This window comes from Mycobacterium gordonae (assembly GCF_001417955.2).
In the GTDB taxonomy this organism is placed as follows: domain Bacteria; phylum Actinomycetota; class Actinomycetes; order Mycobacteriales; family Mycobacteriaceae; genus Mycobacterium; species Mycobacterium gordonae_B.
On sequence record NZ_LKTM01000001.1, the window covers coordinates 157,819 to 173,836 of the forward strand.

At 66.1% G+C, this 16,018-nt stretch carries 14 protein-coding genes; 8 read left to right on the forward strand and 6 right to left on the reverse strand.

From position 1 onward, the window contains the following. The first annotated feature begins 14 nt into the window (after positions 1 to 14). The 5 genes from AO501_RS00745 to AO501_RS00765 all read left to right on the forward strand — a co-directional run bounded on the left by AO501_RS00745 (position 15) and on the right by AO501_RS00765 (position 6,163). Entirely contained in the window at positions 15 to 2,327 is a 2,313-nt protein-coding gene (locus tag AO501_RS00745; RefSeq protein WP_055575861.1) for a hypothetical protein, read from the forward strand. A 139-nt stretch (positions 2,328 to 2,466) separates the two neighbouring features. Beyond that, a complete protein-coding gene (locus AO501_RS00750) occupies positions 2,467 to 3,489 on the forward strand; it encodes an ABC transporter substrate-binding protein (RefSeq protein WP_055575862.1) in 1,023 nt (340 codons plus the stop codon). A gap of 56 nt (positions 3,490 to 3,545) precedes the next feature. After that, the gene (locus AO501_RS00755; RefSeq protein WP_055576138.1) at positions 3,546 to 4,280 is read left to right on the forward strand and encodes an ABC transporter ATP-binding protein; all 735 of its coding nucleotides are present in this window, start codon (positions 3,546 to 3,548) and stop codon (positions 4,278 to 4,280) included. Then, complete coding sequence (locus AO501_RS00760) at positions 4,264 to 5,085, forward strand: ABC transporter permease (RefSeq protein ID WP_055575863.1); 822 nt, start codon at positions 4,264 to 4,266, stop codon at positions 5,083 to 5,085. The genes AO501_RS00755 and AO501_RS00760 overlap by 17 nt, the downstream gene beginning before the upstream one ends. Next, positions 5,078 to 6,163 carry a hypothetical protein gene (locus AO501_RS00765; protein WP_055575864.1) on the forward strand — a complete coding sequence of 362 codons (1,086 nt, stop codon included), beginning with the start codon at positions 5,078 to 5,080 and terminating at the stop codon, positions 6,161 to 6,163. The genes AO501_RS00760 and AO501_RS00765 overlap by 8 nt, the downstream gene beginning before the upstream one ends. On the opposite strand, the gene AO501_RS00770 is transcribed toward AO501_RS00765, so the two are convergent. Genes AO501_RS00770 through AO501_RS00780 form a run of 3 tightly spaced genes read right to left on the reverse strand, consistent with a single transcriptional unit; the run spans position 6,129 to position 9,130 of the window. Then, on the reverse strand, positions 6,129 to 7,604 hold the full coding sequence (locus AO501_RS00770) for a flavin-containing monooxygenase (protein WP_055575865.1): 1,476 nt from the start codon (positions 7,602 to 7,604) through the stop codon (positions 6,129 to 6,131). The genes AO501_RS00765 and AO501_RS00770 overlap by 35 nt on opposite strands. Then, positions 7,601 to 8,542 (reverse strand): patatin-like phospholipase family protein, encoded by a 942-nt coding sequence (locus AO501_RS00775; protein ID WP_055575866.1) that lies wholly within the window; start codon positions 8,540 to 8,542, stop codon positions 7,601 to 7,603. The genes AO501_RS00770 and AO501_RS00775 overlap by 4 nt, the downstream gene beginning before the upstream one ends. Before the next feature lie 24 nt (positions 8,543 to 8,566). After that, positions 8,567 to 9,130 carry a PadR family transcriptional regulator gene (locus AO501_RS00780; protein ID WP_055575867.1) on the reverse strand — a complete coding sequence of 188 codons (564 nt, stop codon included), beginning with the start codon at positions 9,128 to 9,130 and terminating at the stop codon, positions 8,567 to 8,569. Positions 9,131 to 9,250: 120 nt separating this feature from the next. On the opposite strand from AO501_RS00780, the gene AO501_RS00785 reads away from it, so the two are divergent. After that, positions 9,251 to 9,673 (forward strand): nuclear transport factor 2 family protein, encoded by a 423-nt coding sequence (locus tag AO501_RS00785; RefSeq protein WP_055575868.1) that lies wholly within the window; start codon positions 9,251 to 9,253, stop codon positions 9,671 to 9,673. 2 nt (positions 9,674 to 9,675) lie between these two features. Beyond that, complete coding sequence (locus AO501_RS00790; RefSeq protein ID WP_055575869.1) at positions 9,676 to 10,716, forward strand: LLM class F420-dependent oxidoreductase; 1,041 nt, start codon at positions 9,676 to 9,678, stop codon at positions 10,714 to 10,716. 7 nt (positions 10,717 to 10,723) lie between these two features. On the opposite strand, the gene AO501_RS00795 is transcribed toward AO501_RS00790, so the two are convergent. Beyond that, a complete protein-coding gene (locus tag AO501_RS00795) occupies positions 10,724 to 11,398 on the reverse strand; it encodes a TetR/AcrR family transcriptional regulator (protein WP_055575870.1) in 675 nt (224 codons plus the stop codon). Positions 11,399 to 11,463: 65 nt separating this feature from the next. Continuing rightward, entirely contained in the window at positions 11,464 to 12,390 is a 927-nt protein-coding gene (locus tag AO501_RS00800) for a metal-dependent hydrolase (protein WP_055575871.1), read from the reverse strand. A gap of 103 nt (positions 12,391 to 12,493) precedes the next feature. Between AO501_RS00800 and AO501_RS00805 the strand changes: the two genes are divergently transcribed. Continuing rightward, positions 12,494 to 14,437 carry a flavin-containing monooxygenase gene (locus tag AO501_RS00805; RefSeq protein WP_231752280.1) on the forward strand — a complete coding sequence of 648 codons (1,944 nt, stop codon included), beginning with the start codon at positions 12,494 to 12,496 and terminating at the stop codon, positions 14,435 to 14,437. A 176-nt stretch (positions 14,438 to 14,613) separates the two neighbouring features. On the opposite strand, the gene AO501_RS00810 is transcribed toward AO501_RS00805, so the two are convergent. Beyond that, on the reverse strand, positions 14,614 to 16,014 hold the full coding sequence (locus AO501_RS00810; RefSeq protein WP_055575873.1) for an aromatic ring-hydroxylating oxygenase subunit alpha: 1,401 nt from the start codon (positions 16,012 to 16,014) through the stop codon (positions 14,614 to 14,616). Between the last annotated feature and the right edge of the window lie 4 nt (positions 16,015 to 16,018).

Sequence of the window (16,018 nt, forward strand, 5' to 3'; positions counted from 1 at the left end):
CGAGAATTGTCAGCATGTCTGTCGTCGTGCGCCCCACCGGTGAGTTCAGGGCCAACGACTGCTCATCGGTCGAGGTCCGGGACCGGATCAACGCCGAGTTCGCGACGCTGCCTTTTCTCGGCACCCTGACCTGCGGGACACAGCGGGTGGTGGCCGGGTCCGTCGAAGAACTCGTCTTCACCTACACCGTCGGGCAAGCCGGCATCGCGGACAGTGGTTGGCTCAAGCTGTGCTTCCGCTATTACTCCGACTGGGATCTGCAGACTTCCGAGCCCGGTGGGCGCGACTACGCCTCGGCGTCCGTGGTCAGCCGGTCGCTGCTGGGCGGCGCCTCCGAACAGGGGACGGTTCGGCTGCTCGCCACCCGCTATGACGTCAAGGGGGGTGAGCGTCCGTTCCAGAAGTCCCTGCTGGTGCACGCGGTGGACGGCTTCCTGCGGCCCGGCGACGTCATCGAGATCAGGTTCGGGGATCGGCGTTTCGGTGGGCCGGGCACCCGCGTGCAGACCTTCGTCGAAGACGACTTCGAGGTGCATCTGTTCGTGGATCCTCTCGGGACTTCGCGGATGGCCCACGCGGGTGTCGTCACGATGGCGGTCGTCCCCGGCCCGCCAACGAATCTGGTGGTGCACGGACCGCGCGTGGTAGCCCCCGGCACCACGGTGACGCGGTTGCGCGCCCACCTGCAGGACCGCTGGGGGAATGTCTGTCGTAATGTCGCAGCGACGGTTCGGGCCGACGCCGACGGCGAAAACCTCACCAGCACAATGACGCCGACGAGCGGCTGGGCGCACGCCAGTTTGGAGGTGCCGACCCGTGCGGGCGCCATCGAGGTGAGCGCACAAGCCGGTGCCACCCGCTTCGGACCCACCGTCGCACTGGTCGACGTGGTCGCGGATCTCCCTGCGCGACAGGGTTATTTCGCTGACCTGCACGTCCATTCCAACGACACCGTCGGAACGCAGAGCACCGACTGGAACCTGCGCTACGGCCGGGACATCGGCGGCCTGGACATTCTCGGCTACACCGCCAACGACTTTCAGATCACCGACGGCGCCTGGGCCGACGTGGTGGCCGCTTGTCGCGCCGCCAACGAAGACGGCGGGTTCGTGTGTTTTCCCGGCGTCGAGTGGTGTGGCACCGCGGGCGTGGGCGGCGACCACAATGTGGTGTTCCTCGGCGAGGACACCACCATCGCGCGGTCCCTGGAGTGGCGGCAGGGCATGACCGCCACCGCGCCGACCCCGCAGACCTGGCCGATCACCGAGCTGTATGCGGCGTACGAGAAAGAGCCCGACTCTTACCTTTTGATCCCCCATGTCGGAGGCCGGCGCGCCATCCTGGACTGGCACCATCCCGAACTCGAGCGGCTCATCGAGGTGCACTCCACCTGGGGCAGCAGCCCCTGGTTCCTGGAGGACGCACTGGCCCGCGGCCTCAAGGTCGGCGCCAGCGCGGCCAGCGACGAACACCGCGGCCGCCCGGGCGGCGGTGCGCCCGGAGCTAACATCTTCGGCGGGTTCGGCGGCCTGACCGGCGTGCTCGCCGACAACCTGAACTCCGAACACGTCGGCCAGGCACTGCGCGCCCGCCGCACCTGGGCGACCACCGGCACCAGGTCGGTTGCGCTGTTGCGCAGTGGCAGCAACTGGATGGGCGACGAAATCCTCACCGCGGCGGACGAATTCCGGGCCGAGTACGGGTTGTACGGCACCACCGGCTGGGAAGAACTGGTTCTCCATGACGCGCGGGGGCCGCTGTGGGGGCGCGACCTGAATGCGGAGGTCGGCCTCTCGGAATCGCTGGTGCGGATTCGCTGGGGTGGCGCGCGGCACCGGGACCGCTACCGGTGGGCGACCTGGGCCGGCCAGTTGCGTGTCACCGGCAGCACTGTAGCTTCGGTAACACCCTGGGCGGCAAGTCATCCCGAGCAGGTCATCGAGAGCGACGGCGCGGCGATCAACTGGCGCACCACGACCTACGGCTCCGACATCGGCTTCCTGGTCAAGCTCGGCGATCTCTCGCGAGCACGGTTCGAGATCGAGACAACGGTTCTCGAGGACGACCATCGCGCCACCATGACCGTGACCGGCCCGGAACTGATCGCAAACTCGTTTCGCGAGGAACCCTGCGGAGGGTTGAATCTGCGCATCCGCGCCGAACGCGTGGCCGAACCGTCGGCGTTGCCCAGCACCGTCGGAGGCAGCGTGAACTTGGGTCTGCCAGGCGAACACAGTGCGGTGTATCTGCGGGCCAGGCAGTCTGACGGACATCAGGTCTGGACCAGCCCGCTGTTCTTCACCCGGCCGCAGGCGGAGCCGCGATGACAGGCCACACCGCGCTGACCCGGCGGCGCCACGTCGACTTCGGTCGGGTCACCCGCGCGGCGTGTCCGCCTCCACACGACGGCTGACGTATCGCGCCGTCCCCGCGGCCCCCTGTCTCGTGACCCCATCGGGAGAACCCATGTCCATCTCCAGGTTTGCCTATGCGGCAACCATTTCCGTCCTCACCCTGACCGCCGCACTCGCCGGATGTGCCGGGAACAACCCGACGTCGGAGTCCTCCGGTGTCACGCTGCGGCTGGGCTATCTGACGCGGATCACGCACGCCTCCGCCCTGATCGGCATCGACAACGGCGCGTTCGCCAGGAATCTCGGGCCGCAGGTCAAGTTCGAACCGCAGCCGTTCAGTCAGGGCACCGCCGAGACCACCGCGTTGTTGTCCGGCCAACTCGATGCGGCGTTCGTGGGCCCCAACCCCGCGTTCAACGCCTGGCAGCGGTCGAATGGCACTGCGATCAAGATCATTTCGGGTTCGGCGACCGGCGGCACCTCGATGGTGGTCAAGCCCGGCATCAATTCCGCGGAGGATCTGCGCGGCAAGACGGTCGCGGACCCGGCGCTCGGCGGCGCCCAGGACGTCAGCGTCCGGGACTGGCTGCTGAAGAACGGGTTGAAGACCAACGCGCAGGGCGGTGGCGACGTCTCCATCAAACCGACCACCCCCGAATCGGCTATCGTGCAACAGTTCACCAGCAACCAGATCGCCGGCGCGATCGTCTCCGCCCCCTACGATGTGCAGTTGGTGAACGCCGGTGGTACCAGGCTGTGGTCGGACCCGAACACGATCACCATCCTGGTGGTACGTCAGGAATTCCTGGCGGCCCACCCAGATGTGGTCGCCGGCCTGGTACGCGGCCAGATCCAGTCCAACGAGGTCATCCACACCGACCCCGACGCCGCGGCGCGTTCGGCCAACGCCACGCTGACCAAGGCGTTAGGTTCCGGGCTCGCGCCCGACGTGCTCACCGCCTCGTTCCAGGAGACGATCTTCACCAACGACCCTGGTGTGCAGTCACTCAACGACCAGGTGCGCAAGGCGGTTTCGGTGGGCCTGCTCCAGCCCCTGAACCTGGACGGCATCTTCGACCTCAGCCTGCTCAACCGTGAACTCGCGGCGGTGGGCCAGCCGCCGGTGGCGGCGTGACGACCGCCGCCTGGCACGAGGTCGCGTTGCCGGACCTAACCGACGCCGCCCCGGCCATCAGGCTGGACGAGGTAGCCAAGCGCTTCGGCAAAGGCCGGGCCCGCACCGCAGCACTGGGCCCACTGTCCCTGACCGTCGGCGTTGGCGAGTTCGTCTGTGTGGTTGGAGTTTCCGGCTGCGGCAAGAGCACGATGCTCTCGCTTGTCGCGGGACTGGACAAACCGACCTCGGGCCAGGTGGAGACCGGCGACCACCGGATCGCAATGATGTTCCAGGAGCCGGCCCTGTTCCCCTGGTTGAGCGCCGCCGGCAATGTGGAACTGGCGCTGCGGGCCCGGGCCACTCCCCGCCGCCAACGGCGCGCCAGGGCCCTCGAGCTCCTGGCCACCGTGGGGCTGTCCGACTTCGCCGACCGGCGGCCGCACCAGTTGTCCGGTGGCATGCAACAGCGGGTGGCTCTCGCCCGTGCCCTCGCCCAGGACGCGGACGTGCTCCTGATGGACGAACCGTTCGCCGCCCTGGATGCGTTGACGCGCGACCGACTACAGGGCGAGCTGGAACGAATCGTCGCCTCGCGCAACCTCACCGTGGTCTTCGTCACCCACAACGTGCGCGAGGCGGTGCGCCTGGCGGACCGCGTGGTGTTGTTGAGCGCCCGGCCCGCGCGTGTGGTCGAGGAGTTCACCGTCGCGCTGCCCCGGCCACGCGACATCAACACCGCGGAAGTCGCGGAACTGGCCGCGCACATCACCGAGCAACTCAATCGGAGCGCGCATGTCGACGAAAGTTGATCCGCCCCGCGTAGGCGCGACACACCGCATCGCCGGCTCTCTGTGGCCAAAACTCCTGGGTGTCAGCACGATTGTCGCCATCTGGCAGCTGGTCGCACTGAGCGGCTGGAAGCCGTCGTACGTACTGCCGGGCCCCGCGGCCGTGGCCGAGAATCTCTGGCACCAGATGCAGGGAGCGCTGCTGTGGGATGCCGTGGCAACCACGATGGGACGCGCGGTAACCGGTTTTGCCCTGGCCGCGGTAATCGGGACGGTGACCGGCGCGCTGATAGCGCGTAACCCGCTGCTACGGGCGGCGTTCGGCCCGTTGATCACCGGCCTGCAGACCATGCCGGCGATCGCGTGGTTTCCGTTCGCCATCATCTTCTTCGGTCTCGATACCTCGGCGATCCTGTTCGTCATCGTGATCGGCGCCGTTCCGGCCGTGGCGCTCGGGGTCATCTCCGGCGTGGACCACATCTCCCCGGTGTTGCTGCGCGCCGCAGCGACATTGCAATTGCGGTCGATCGCGCTCTACCGGCATGTGATCCTGCCTGCCGCGCTACCGATGTTCGTCGCGGGTCTCAAGCAGGGGTGGGCCTTCGCCTGGCGCAGCCTGATGGCCGGTGAACTCGTCGTGCTGGTCGCCAACACCTCCTCCATCGGAGTGCTGCTGGAGAACGCGCAGAACCTCAGCGACATGCCTTCTGCGATCGCCGTGATGATCGTCATCCTGGCGCTGGGGATCTTCGTCGACGCCCTGTTCAGCTGGCTGGACCGGCAGGTCCGCCGGCGGTGGGGACTGCTGGACGACCGCGATGCCTGACGACCGGCCGTTTCGGTTGTGGGCCTTCGGCGATGCGCACGTGGGCACCGACCGGCAACACGGCCGAGACAGTCTGGCGGAAGCCATCATCCACACCGAATGTGGCGGACGCGACGGCGGCCCGCCGTTCGAGTGGGATCTCGCCATCGACGTCGGTGACATGTCGGGTGCTCATCACAGCCTGCCCGACGACGCCGAAGGGCAGGAAGTGCGAAGGCAATTCGGCGCGCTGTGCCGGCACCGGCGCGAGGACGTGTACAGCGTGTGCGGCAATCACGACCGCAGCGGACTCGACGAGGCCGAAGCCTGGTGGTGGCGCAAGTGGATAGATCCGCTCGGTGAGCACCCCGAAAGCTCGGGAGTGGACGCGCGGTCGCGTCGCTACCCGATCACCGGAAGCTGGGAGCGTTACTCGTTTCAGGTGGGCAACCTGCTGTTCCTGATGATGAGTGACCGCAACGAGCCGACCCAGCAGGTGGGCCGCGGCACTTTGGGCGGCAACCCGGGCGGCGTGGTCAGTGGTGAGACTTTCCGGTGGTGGAAGGACATGGTCGCGGCGCACCCCGACCTCAACGTCGTCTCGGTGCACCACTATGTCCTGAAGGACACCACCGTTGCCTCGGGGGAATGGGAAGGTGTCCGCAAGGGTGCCGACGGGCAGTGGCACGAGCACTACCACCGCCCTTTCCCGGAAGGCACGCCGCAGGGCGCATCGTTTCTCTACTGGGTGGACAGCCGGCCCGACTCGGGGCAGTTCGAGTCGTTTCTCGCCGAGCGGCCCGGACGGGTGGCGATGTGGCTCGCCGGCCACACCCACACCCATCCCGATGATGACCACGGGGCGAAGACCCATGTCGAAAACCGTTGGGGGACCTGGTTTCTCAACGTCGCTTCGCTGAGCCGGCACCACATGCCGATCACCACCCTACCGCTCAGCAGGCTGCTGACCTTCACCCCCGGCAGCAACGAAGTCCGCGTGCAGTGCTACCTGCACACCGACCAGCACGCCGACCAGGGCTGGTATCCGCCCGCGGAGCGGACGATCACTCTGCCCCAACCCTTCCGGTGGCCGGCCTGATATCGAAGTGCGCCGGTTCCGGCGCGGCCAGCATCGACGTCAGGGTCGCGCGGTCCCACGGCCACAGGTCGATCGTGTTGCTGTCGGTGAGGTACCAGGAGTTACAGCCGGTGTTCCAGACGGTCGGCGTCATGGCCTCTGCCACAGCGGCATTGAACTCGTCGGTGGCTTCCTCGGTCACCTCGACCGATGACGCGGCGCCGTCACGCAGCATCTCCAGGAACCGTGCGATGTAGTGAGCTGTCCGCTCGGCCGAGTACTGCAGCGAGATGGATCCGGTAGGAGAGTTGGGACCCAGCACCGTGAACAGGTTGGGAAAACCCGGAATTGCGGTCATTCGATAGGCCCGCGGGCCGCCGGCCCAGGCCTTGTCGATGGTGAGGCCGTCGCGTCCGGTGATCTCCATGGGCCGCATGTAGTTGTGTGCCTGGAATCCGGTGGCCAGCACGATGACATCGGCGTGGCGGTACCGGCCGTCCGCGGTGCGGATTCCGGTCGGGGTCACTTCGGTGATCTGGTCGGTCACCAGCTCCGCATTGCCGGATTGGATTGCACGGTAGTAGCTTCCGGATACCACCTGCCGCTTGCACAGCGGCTGGTAGTCCGGGGTCAGCTTCTCCCGCAACGCCTCGTCGCGCACCTGTAGCCGCAGGCACAGCCGGGCATAGCTCTGCACCATGCGGCGCCGCCACGATGGACGAGTGGTGACGTCGGCGAGAATTCCCGACGCCCACAACAGCGTTCGATACATCCGATCGTGCCCGCCCGGAAAACGCTTCAGTGCCGCGCCGAGAAACGCGCTCTGCCGCAGCGACATCGGTGCCCACAGCACCCACTGCGGCGACCGGACGTAGTGGGCGATCGAGGCGGCACCCGGTTGCAGGGCGGAGATGACCTGCACGCCGGTGGAACCCGTCCCGATCACCGCGATGTGCTTGCCACGAGTGTCAACGGAGTCGTCCCAGCGCGCGGTGTGCACCACCGGGCCGGGAAATTCGTCGAGACCCGGGATGTCGGGCACCGCGGGATGGTGCAGGACCCCGGTGGCGCACACCAGCACGTCCGCGTCGATCTCCTGACCGTCGGCGGTGGCCAGCGCCCAGCTGCAGCTACTCTCAATCCATTGTGCGGCAACGACTTCAGTGTCCAGCCGGATCCGGTTGCCGAGTCCGAATGAGTCCACCACGCCGCGGTGATATTGCTGGATGTCGCTTCCCTCGGCCCAGATGTGCGACCAGTCGGGTTTCGGTGCCCAGCCGAACTGGTAGAGCTGCGAGGGGACGTCGCAGCGAAGACCGGGATAGCGGTTCCAGTGCCACACCCCGCCGACGTCGGATGCCTTCTCCAGCACGGTGACATCCGTGAAACCGCGCTGGGTGAAGACGTGCAGTGCGGTGATGCCCGCAAGTCCCGCGCCGACGATCACGACGCGCGGGTTCATGCGTGAATCTCGCTGTCCGTCAGGGCCTGACGCACAGTGGCAGGTGCGGTGGTCATCGCCGCCTCGAACGCCTCCCGGCGGCGGGCACGGTTCATGAAATTGGCGCCGAGGCCGGCGAGGTCGGCGACCGTCGGCACGATCGGGACCACGCGTTGACCCCGCGCCCGCGCGGTGGTGATTTCGGACCACAACCCGGAGGACATCGGGCGGCGCAAAAGCCGGTCCTCGAGCACGCCGCCGAATCCCGGGACGCGCACGCCGGGTACCGAGGCCATCGGCGCGATTACGTAGATGACGTCGGCGTCCTCGGGGCTGATGAGATCCACTGATGCCGTCGAGGCCGCCCCGCCGTCGACGTAGGTGCGGCCGCCGATCGGCACCGGCGGCATCCAGCCTGGGATGGCCCAGGACGCTCGAAGCGCTTCTCCGACGGTAGCTTTCGGGGACCCGGGCGCGCCGAAGGCGACCCGCCGGCCGGCGCGGACGTCGTAGGCGACCATCCGGGTGTCCGGATGCGACAGTCGGCCCGCCGATTCGAATCCGTCGGCCAACCGCTGTAGCCAGCCGGCGTCACCGCGGCCGGTCGGCGCGATCCCGGTCAGCGCGGCCAGACCGGATTGCGACCGTAGCAACGCCGGGTTGAGCAGCCGTGGGCGCGGCAGCGGCGGTAGGCCCGGTGGCGTGTCGTGAAGGTGGCGGCGCAGCCTTTCGTCGGATGCCTGCCGGCGGTGCATCGCGACCAGGTCGGCGATGGTGGCGCCACCGCCGAGCATGGTGACGATCTCGGCGCCCGCCGAGGTCCCCTGCAGGATGTCCGCCTTCGCGGGTTCACTTCCGGTCTGCTCGGCCAGTGCATGCAGAACGGCGACGATCCACGCGCCGCCGATCGTGCCGCCGCAACCGATGACCAAAGCCGTTTTGGGGGCTTTCTTCGTCACGGGTCTCCTCGTGTGCCGGGCTGGTTACGCCCGTGCCGGCAACCTGCGTTCGATGATCTTCAGCGCACGCTCGGCCCAGCGGATGTTTTCCTGCTCGAAAGATATGCCACGCAGCAAGGTCAGGTAAGGACCGACCCGTTCGGCGTCGGTCACGAACTCCTCCTCGCTGCGGCCGGCGAGCAGGCGGGTCCGCAGCCGCTCGTAGCGTTCGAGTTTGGCCTGGGCCCACTGCAAGCGTTCGGCGATCGAGTCGCGAACGGCTCGGGTGTCGCCGGCGTCGGCGGCGGCAACCTTGATCATCAGGTCGTCGCGCATCATCGACGGCTTGGGTGCCCGGGCGGTGAGTTGTTGAATCGCTTCGCGTCCCGCGTCGGTCAGCGAGAACATGCGCTTGTTGGGACGACGCTCCTGGTGAACGACCCGCGCCTGAATCAGGCCCTGCTCGGCGAGCCGGTCGAGTTCGCGGTAGAGCTGCTGGGGTGTGGCCATCCAGAAGTTGGCGACGGAGGCATCGAACTCCTTGGCGAGGTCGTATCCCGAGTACTCACGCTCGAGGAGTGCGGTCAGCACGGCATCACGCAACGACATCCGCCGATAGTACAACGATGCACCTATTCAACAAAGTGATTATTTGCCTATGGACATACGACCGCCCAGGATCTAGCGTCGATCTCATCTACTCAACAAATTGACTATTGCGAGGTTCTCATGCACCCCTTCCGTAAAGCCGTCGAGGCGCACGACGTAGAAGCCGTCGAGGCGATGCTGGCCGACGACGTGGTGTTCACGAGTCCCATCGTGTTCAAGCCATACGTCGGCAAGCCGATGACCAGGGCGCTGCTCCGCGGGGTGCTGCGGGTGTTCGAGGACTTCCGGTACGTCCGGGAGATCCACGACGAGAACGGCCGCGACCACGCGTTCGTGTTCGAGGCGATGGCGGGCGGCAAGCAGGTCACCGGATGCGACTTCCTGCACTTCAACGAGGACGGCCTGATCGACGACTTCATGGTGATGGTGCGGCCGCTGTCCGCCGCCATGGCCCTGCAGCAGTCGATGGGCGCACAGTTCGACCGGATCACCGAAGAGGCACTCGAGTTCGCCTCCGAACCGAGCCGAGTGCAGGCGGGCTGACCATGCGGATCGGATTGGCGATCAACTATGCTGGCGGTTTCAGGGAAGTCGCCGCGGAAGTGGCCGACCTGGAACGCGCCGGGTTGGACATTGTCTTTGTGCCCGAGGCGTATTCGTTCGACGCGGTGAGCGCGTTGGGTTATCTGGCGGCCTGCACCGACCGGGTGGAGTTGGCCTCGGGCATCTTGCAGCTCTACACCCGAACCCCCACCCTGACGGCGATGACCGCCGCCGGCCTCGACTATGTCTCCGACGGCCGCTTCACGCTCGGGCTGGGCGCGTCGGGACCGCAGGTGATCGAGGGTTTCCACGGAGTGCCCTACGACGCGCCGATCGGGCGCACCCGCGAAGTCATCGAGATCTGCCGTCAGGTGTGGCGCCGCGAGACGCTGAAATACCAGGGGAAGTACTACACGGTGCCACTGCCGCCCGAGCAGGGCACCGGCCTGGGCAAGCCGCTGAAGCTCATCAATCACCCGGTGCGGGAACGCATCCCGATCCTCATCGCCGCGCTGGGCCCGAAGAACGTCGAATTGGCCGCCGAACTGGCCGAAGGCTGGCAGCCGATCTTCTATCTGCCGGAGAAGGCGCAGGACGTGTGGGGCGACGCCCTGGCGGCCGGCAAGTCCAAGCGTGATCCGGCCCTGGGCGACCTTGAGGTGTATGCCGGACCGACCCTGGCGATCGGCGAAAACGTGGAACCGCTAAGGGAATTCGTCAAGCCCCACCTGGCGCTCTACATCGGCGGCATGGGAGCCAAGGGCAAGAACTTCTATCACACCCTGGCCACCAGGTATGGATACGGGCCGCAGGCCGACCGCATCCAGGAGCTGTATCTCTCCGGTGACAAGGAAGGCGCCGCCAAGGCGGTACCCGACGAACTGGTGCGCGACGTCAACCTGATCGGCACCAGGGAATTCGTCAAGGAACGCGTGGCCGCGTTCCGCGCGGCAGGGGTGACGACGCTGAATGTCGTACCCATCGCGGGGACGGCCGCGGAGCGGGTCAAGCTGATCGAGGAGCTGCGCGGGCTGGTCGACTGAGCCCCGCTCAAGACGCCGAACGGCGGCGGGAGGAAGTCGGAGCGACCGCGACTCCGGTCATCGACGTCATCGCGTCGGCGAAACGCGGGTAGATGATGGCGGGCCCGATCCACCGCGCCAGAAAGCGGCGCAGGTCGGTGCCCCGGCGTGGGGGTTGTCCGCGGTCGACGACAAACGAATGCAGTATCCGCAGACAGAACTCGGAGAGCTCGTCCAGCGCGGCGTCGTCGAAACCGTTTGCGTCCCAGTCGACGTCGTAGCGGTGGAGCATGGCGCGGCTGAACGTCACCGCCGTTTCGGACGAGATCGAGGGAACCGCACCACCCTGCTGCCGCTTGGTGAGGATGAGCCGGATGCGATCGTCGGCGGCCAGGTTCTCGATCGCGAACGCCAGGCCCTCCACCATTGCCCCGACCGGATCGGTCTGACCGCGGACGTGTTCGGCCAACTGCCCGAGGAATCCGTCGCCGGATCGCATGGCGGTCGCCAGCAACAGCGCCTCGGTGCCCGGGAAGTAGCGGTAGACGGTCTGGCGCGTCACACCGAGATCCCGTGCGACGTCGGCGATGCGCATGGCTGGCCCGCGCTCGGCCACGATCGCGTCGGCCGCGTCCAGGATGCGGGTGATCGCGTCTTCGTCGGAAGCGGGCGGATTGCCCGCCCAACCGTGACTACGCGCCACTACCGGCTCGCCCGTGCCGCTGACATGCCGTGATCATATCGGGCGCAGCGCGTTGTGCGGCCGCGTCAGAGGTGTGCGGCACCAGTCGAGTACCAGTGTGCGGCGTTCTTCGGTTCTTCCGCATATCGGTCGAACCAGAGTCCGGCGAACGGGGGGATCTTCTCGTGGGCGGGGTCGTGGCCGGGACCTTGGGAACGGATCAAGCCGGCCAGCATCGCCGCCAGTTCGCGTTTCGCGACACCGGCATACGTGCCCTGGCCGGGGCGCGTCAGTTCACGGGCTGCGCGCGCCGAAGCGTAGAAAGCCTTGGGAGACAGGCCTTCAGGTATCAGACGGCCGTATGACCCACCGTCTGCTGCCGGCACGTGTTTACGAAATCCCTGCGCGATGATCTGCAGAATTTCGTCGATGTGACGGGCCACACCGGCGATGGTCTTGAGTCGGTAGGGGTAGCTGTCATGGACCGCGTCATACACCTTCAGCGCCGAACTGCGGTGCTCGATCTCCTCCACGAAGTGCCAAAGGAACAGTGACGCAACGCGTTCGTCGCCAGGTGCGAACAGCTTGTCTTCGTGGTCGAGAAACACCTTGAAGTAGGGAGTGAACGTCGCCTCCACAGCTGCCACGTACCCGAGTCGCCAGGCCAATGGTTTGGTCGCGGTCAGGCGATCGAAGGAGGCCACCACTTGGTCCATCGTCTCCTGCAGTCCGGGCCAGCGGCGGGCCAGTGCGCGATAGTGGCTCAGGTGCGCGGCCGAATGTTGTGCCTCCTGGCGCAGATAGGCGTTGGCTTCTTCGGCAATCTCCGGATCGCGTATCAGCGGCATGGCCTCGCGAGTCGCTTCGACGATGAACTTCTCGAAACCTGGCGCGAAAAACGTGATGACGTTGCACTGCATGGCAAAAGCCGGGCGCTCGGGTTGCCAGTTGAACGGTATGTCGGAGCCCGCGAAGTCGAAGCGGACTCGCCGCACTTGAATATCTGTCGTCACGCGCCCGCCTTTTCGTTCGGCCCCCCGGAGTGACTCGCTGACAACGCTAGCGGGCGCGCGGATACCTTGGCAATACGCTCTGTATAAAATGTATGGTGGTGCGATGGGTTACTCGCCCGTGGGCGCCACTCTGCTCGGCCTGCCGTTCGACGATCCCGACCACGTCATCCGGGACGCCGTGGCTCAGGCCAGCGTTCCCGCGCTGCTGATGTCGATGGTCCACATGACCGGCGACACAGGCCTTCTCGCCGAACTACCGCGGCCGTTTGCGCTGATCGCGATGGACCTGCAGGGCGCGATGAGCGAGCCCGACAAGGACGCGGTGCGCGAGCGTGCCTTCGACGTGATCCGCGACTACCGTGACCGCGGCTGCCCGCCGCCCTATGTGCCGGGTCCCGAGCAGATGCGGGCAATGCTCGACGTGATTTCGGCGGGGACGGTGACCGAGGAATACGTGGACTATGTCGCCGCTGACCTACGGTTCACCGACGCCGACCAGAACGGTCCGGTCATCAGGTCATCACCGGAGCAGCGCGCTGACTTCCCGGTCGTCGTCATCGGGTGCGGCGAGGCCGGACTGTTGGCCGGGATCAAACTGAAAGCGGCCGGCATCCCCTTCACCATCATCGAAAAGCAAGCGGGGGCGGGCGGAACGTGGTTGGTCAACCGCTACCCGGGCTGCCGGGTGGACATTGCCAATCAGTACTACGCCTACTCGTTCGAACCGACGGACCACTGGACCCATTACTACTCCGAGCAGCCCGAGATTCTGCAATACCTCACCGACGTGGCGGCCCGGCACGACATCGAACCCCACGCGCGATTCAACACCGAGGTGACCGGGGCGACGTGGGACGAGGTCTCGGCGACGTGGCAGGTGCGCGTTCGCGAAGGCGATGGGCGGGCCGAGACGCTCACCGCGCGAGCAATGATCTGCGCGGTCGGCCAATTCAGCAACCCGGTGATCCCAGAGATCATGGGCGCCAACAAGTTTCGTGGACCCTCGTTCCACACGGCGGACTGGTGCGACGACGTCGACCTGACCGGCAAGCGGTTGGCGGTGATCGGTGCCGGTGCCAGCGGATTCCAGCTCGTGCCCGCCATCGCCGACACCACGCGACACGTCGACGTCTATCAGCGCACGCCGCAGTGGATGGCGCCCAACCCGATGTACCACGACGCCGTGCCCGACGGCGCGAGATGGGCGATCCGTCACCTGCCCTACTACGGCCGATGGCTGCGGTTCGTATCGTGGTGGCCGCTGGCCGACGCGCTCGACGAGCAGGTGCGCATCGATCCGGACTGGGACAACGGTGGGCTCTCGTGCAACGCGTCCAACCACGCCATCCGGGAGATGTTCATCGCATGGATGCGGGCCTTCTGCCAAGACGGGGAACTCCTGGACAAAGTCACCCCGAAATACCCGCCGATGGGCAAGCGGACATTGCAGGACAACGGAACCTGGTTGACAACGCTGCAACGCGATGACGTCGAGCTGGTCACCGACGGCATCGCCGAGATCTCCGAAGACGGGATCACCACCGTCGACGGTATCCATCGGCCGGCGGACGTGCTGGTGTGGGCCACCGGTTTCGACGTCAACCACCAACTCGGACCGATCGACATCCGCGGACTCAACGGACGCGACCTCAACACCGTCTGGGGCGACTCCGCCTTCGCCTACCTCGGCATCACGGTTCCGGGATTTCCGAATTTCTTCTGCATGTACGGGCCGGGTACCAACGGCGTCAACGGTGCCAGCATCATCTACAACTCGGAGTGCCAGATGCGCTACATCATGGGATGTATCGACATGGTGCTGGCAAGCGGTTGTCGCTCGGCGATGCCGCGCGCAGAAGTGTGCGGCGACTACAACCGCCGCAACCAGGAACGGCTGAAGACCATGGTGTACAGCCACCCGGCGGTCAGCAGCAGCTACTACAAGAACGCCGCGGGAGAGTTGCCGACGCTGTACGGATTCCGCATCTTCGACTATTGGAGATGGACAAGCCGCGTGAATCCGCAGGACTACGAACTGCGGCCGTGACCGAGCATCAGGCGACCGCAAGAAATCGTGCGCACGGGCCCGGTGCAGTCCCACGTCTACGGTGATGCGGCGGTTGGGCCACGCCTTGACCACACACTGGCAAATAACTGTATTGTGGGGGCCGGACGGGCGGAGTCCACCCAGACTGCGGCGGCTGTGTACCCGGCGCCGCGACGCTAGCGGAATTCCCTCGGGTGCGCGGCGTCAGCCGGGAAGAGAAATCTGTCGGCGATTGCGTGCTCGTTGCGAATTGACATCTCTTGCGCCGTGTTGAGCCACAACCCGTCGAAGCCGGCGGAATGCATGCCAGCGTGAATCGCGGCGATGTTTCTCAAGTCTTGCGAAGGTAACTCGCCCCAACCATCGTGGTCCTGCCACCGCTCGAAGACCTGCCATTGAGTGTCGGGTTCCTGGCCCGGTGCGAAGTGCTCGAGCGAAAACATCTCGAACAGGCTCCTGTTCGGGTCCTCGGCGTCGGGCAACATGCGATACCCCAGCAGGCAGGACTTCTCGACCAGGATCACCATGCTCGGAAAAACGTGCCAATCACCGTTTCCCGCGAAATACTGCTCCATCGACATCTGCGGGAAGTCGACGCCCTCGGCGCGGGCAAGTTCTTCGCACATCTGGTGATAGAGCACAAAAGGTGGCACGTCGCCAGGCTCCAGGGTCGCTAGTTGCTGGGCGGCGCGAAAGTCGCGTTCGGTGACCAGAGATCCCACCTCGAGGTATTGGTACTGCATAGAATTCGCGAACACCTCAGGTCTGGCCGCCAGTTCCTGACGGCCGCTGTCGCGGTCGGAGTGCTCTGGTCGCTGGGTGTAGACGAAGCGGGAGTGGTTCTTGTAGGTGATGGTCGGCGTGTAAGGGGCGTAGGCGTATTCCTGTGGTGGGGCGGGCTCGGCCGACGGCCGCGGACCCTGCGCTGACCGCATGGTCTGCGGGTGGGTGCCTGGGGTGTGGTAGCCCTCGATGAACGCGTCGATCACGGTCTTCCAATTGGCCGGTAGATACGTGCGCTTCCGCCAGCGATAACGCATGTCCTGCAGCCGGAATGGAGCCAGCGCAGTGGGCAGCGGATCCAGCCAGTCCAGCAGATCCGGTGGCTCTTGCGCCATGGAGACGAACACCCATCCACCCCAGGTGCCGACCGCCACCGGACGCAGACCCCACTGTTCACGCGGTCGCGAGGCGAATTCCTCACGGCACGGAACGAACGAAGAACGGCCGTCCAACGCATATCGCCAACCGTGGAATTCACATCGGAACTCGTTGTCCTGCAGGCATCCGTTCCCTCGGGCGATCTTCATTCCGCGGTGTGAACAGGTGTTGTGGAACCCTTTGATTCCGCCGTCCTTCTGGCGTACCACGACGATGGATTGCCGTCCGATCGTGTATTCGTAAAAGCAGCCCGAATCGGGTATCTCCTCTTCGCGACAGGCAGGTTGCCAGACCTGAGCAAATAACCGGTCCAACTCGAGCTGCAAGAACGCAGGGTCGGTGTATCGGCTCTTCGGAACGAAGGTATCGCCGCAGGAATACTTCTCGGGCACGCGGCCGGTGAGGGTCTCGGTCATCACA

Bases quoted from the DNA above. Each gene is read 5' to 3' on its own strand.
- AO501_RS00750 (WP_055575862.1), top strand. From the start codon at position 2,467: ATGTCCATCTCCAGGTTTGCCTATGCGGCAACCATTTCCGTCCTCACC.
- AO501_RS00745 (WP_055575861.1), top strand. From the start codon at position 15: ATGTCTGTCGTCGTGCGCCCCACCGGTGAGTTCAGGGCCAACGACTGC.
- AO501_RS00805 (WP_231752280.1), top strand. From the start codon at position 12,494: ATGGGTTACTCGCCCGTGGGCGCCACTCTGCTCGGCCTGCCGTTCGAC.
- AO501_RS00780 (WP_055575867.1), bottom strand. From the start codon at position 9,130: ATGTCGTTGCGTGATGCCGTGCTGACCGCACTCCTCGAGCGTGAGTAC.
- AO501_RS00765 (WP_055575864.1), top strand. From the start codon at position 5,078: ATGCCTGACGACCGGCCGTTTCGGTTGTGGGCCTTCGGCGATGCGCAC.
- AO501_RS00760 (WP_055575863.1), top strand. From the start codon at position 4,264: ATGTCGACGAAAGTTGATCCGCCCCGCGTAGGCGCGACACACCGCATC.
- AO501_RS00790 (WP_055575869.1), top strand. From the start codon at position 9,676: ATGCGGATCGGATTGGCGATCAACTATGCTGGCGGTTTCAGGGAAGTC.
- AO501_RS00770 (WP_055575865.1), bottom strand. From the start codon at position 7,604: ATGAACCCGCGCGTCGTGATCGTCGGCGCGGGACTTGCGGGCATCACC.
- AO501_RS00810 (WP_055575873.1), bottom strand. From the start codon at position 16,014: ATGACCGAGACCCTCACCGGCCGCGTGCCCGAGAAGTATTCCTGCGGC.
- AO501_RS00785 (WP_055575868.1), top strand. From the start codon at position 9,251: ATGCACCCCTTCCGTAAAGCCGTCGAGGCGCACGACGTAGAAGCCGTC.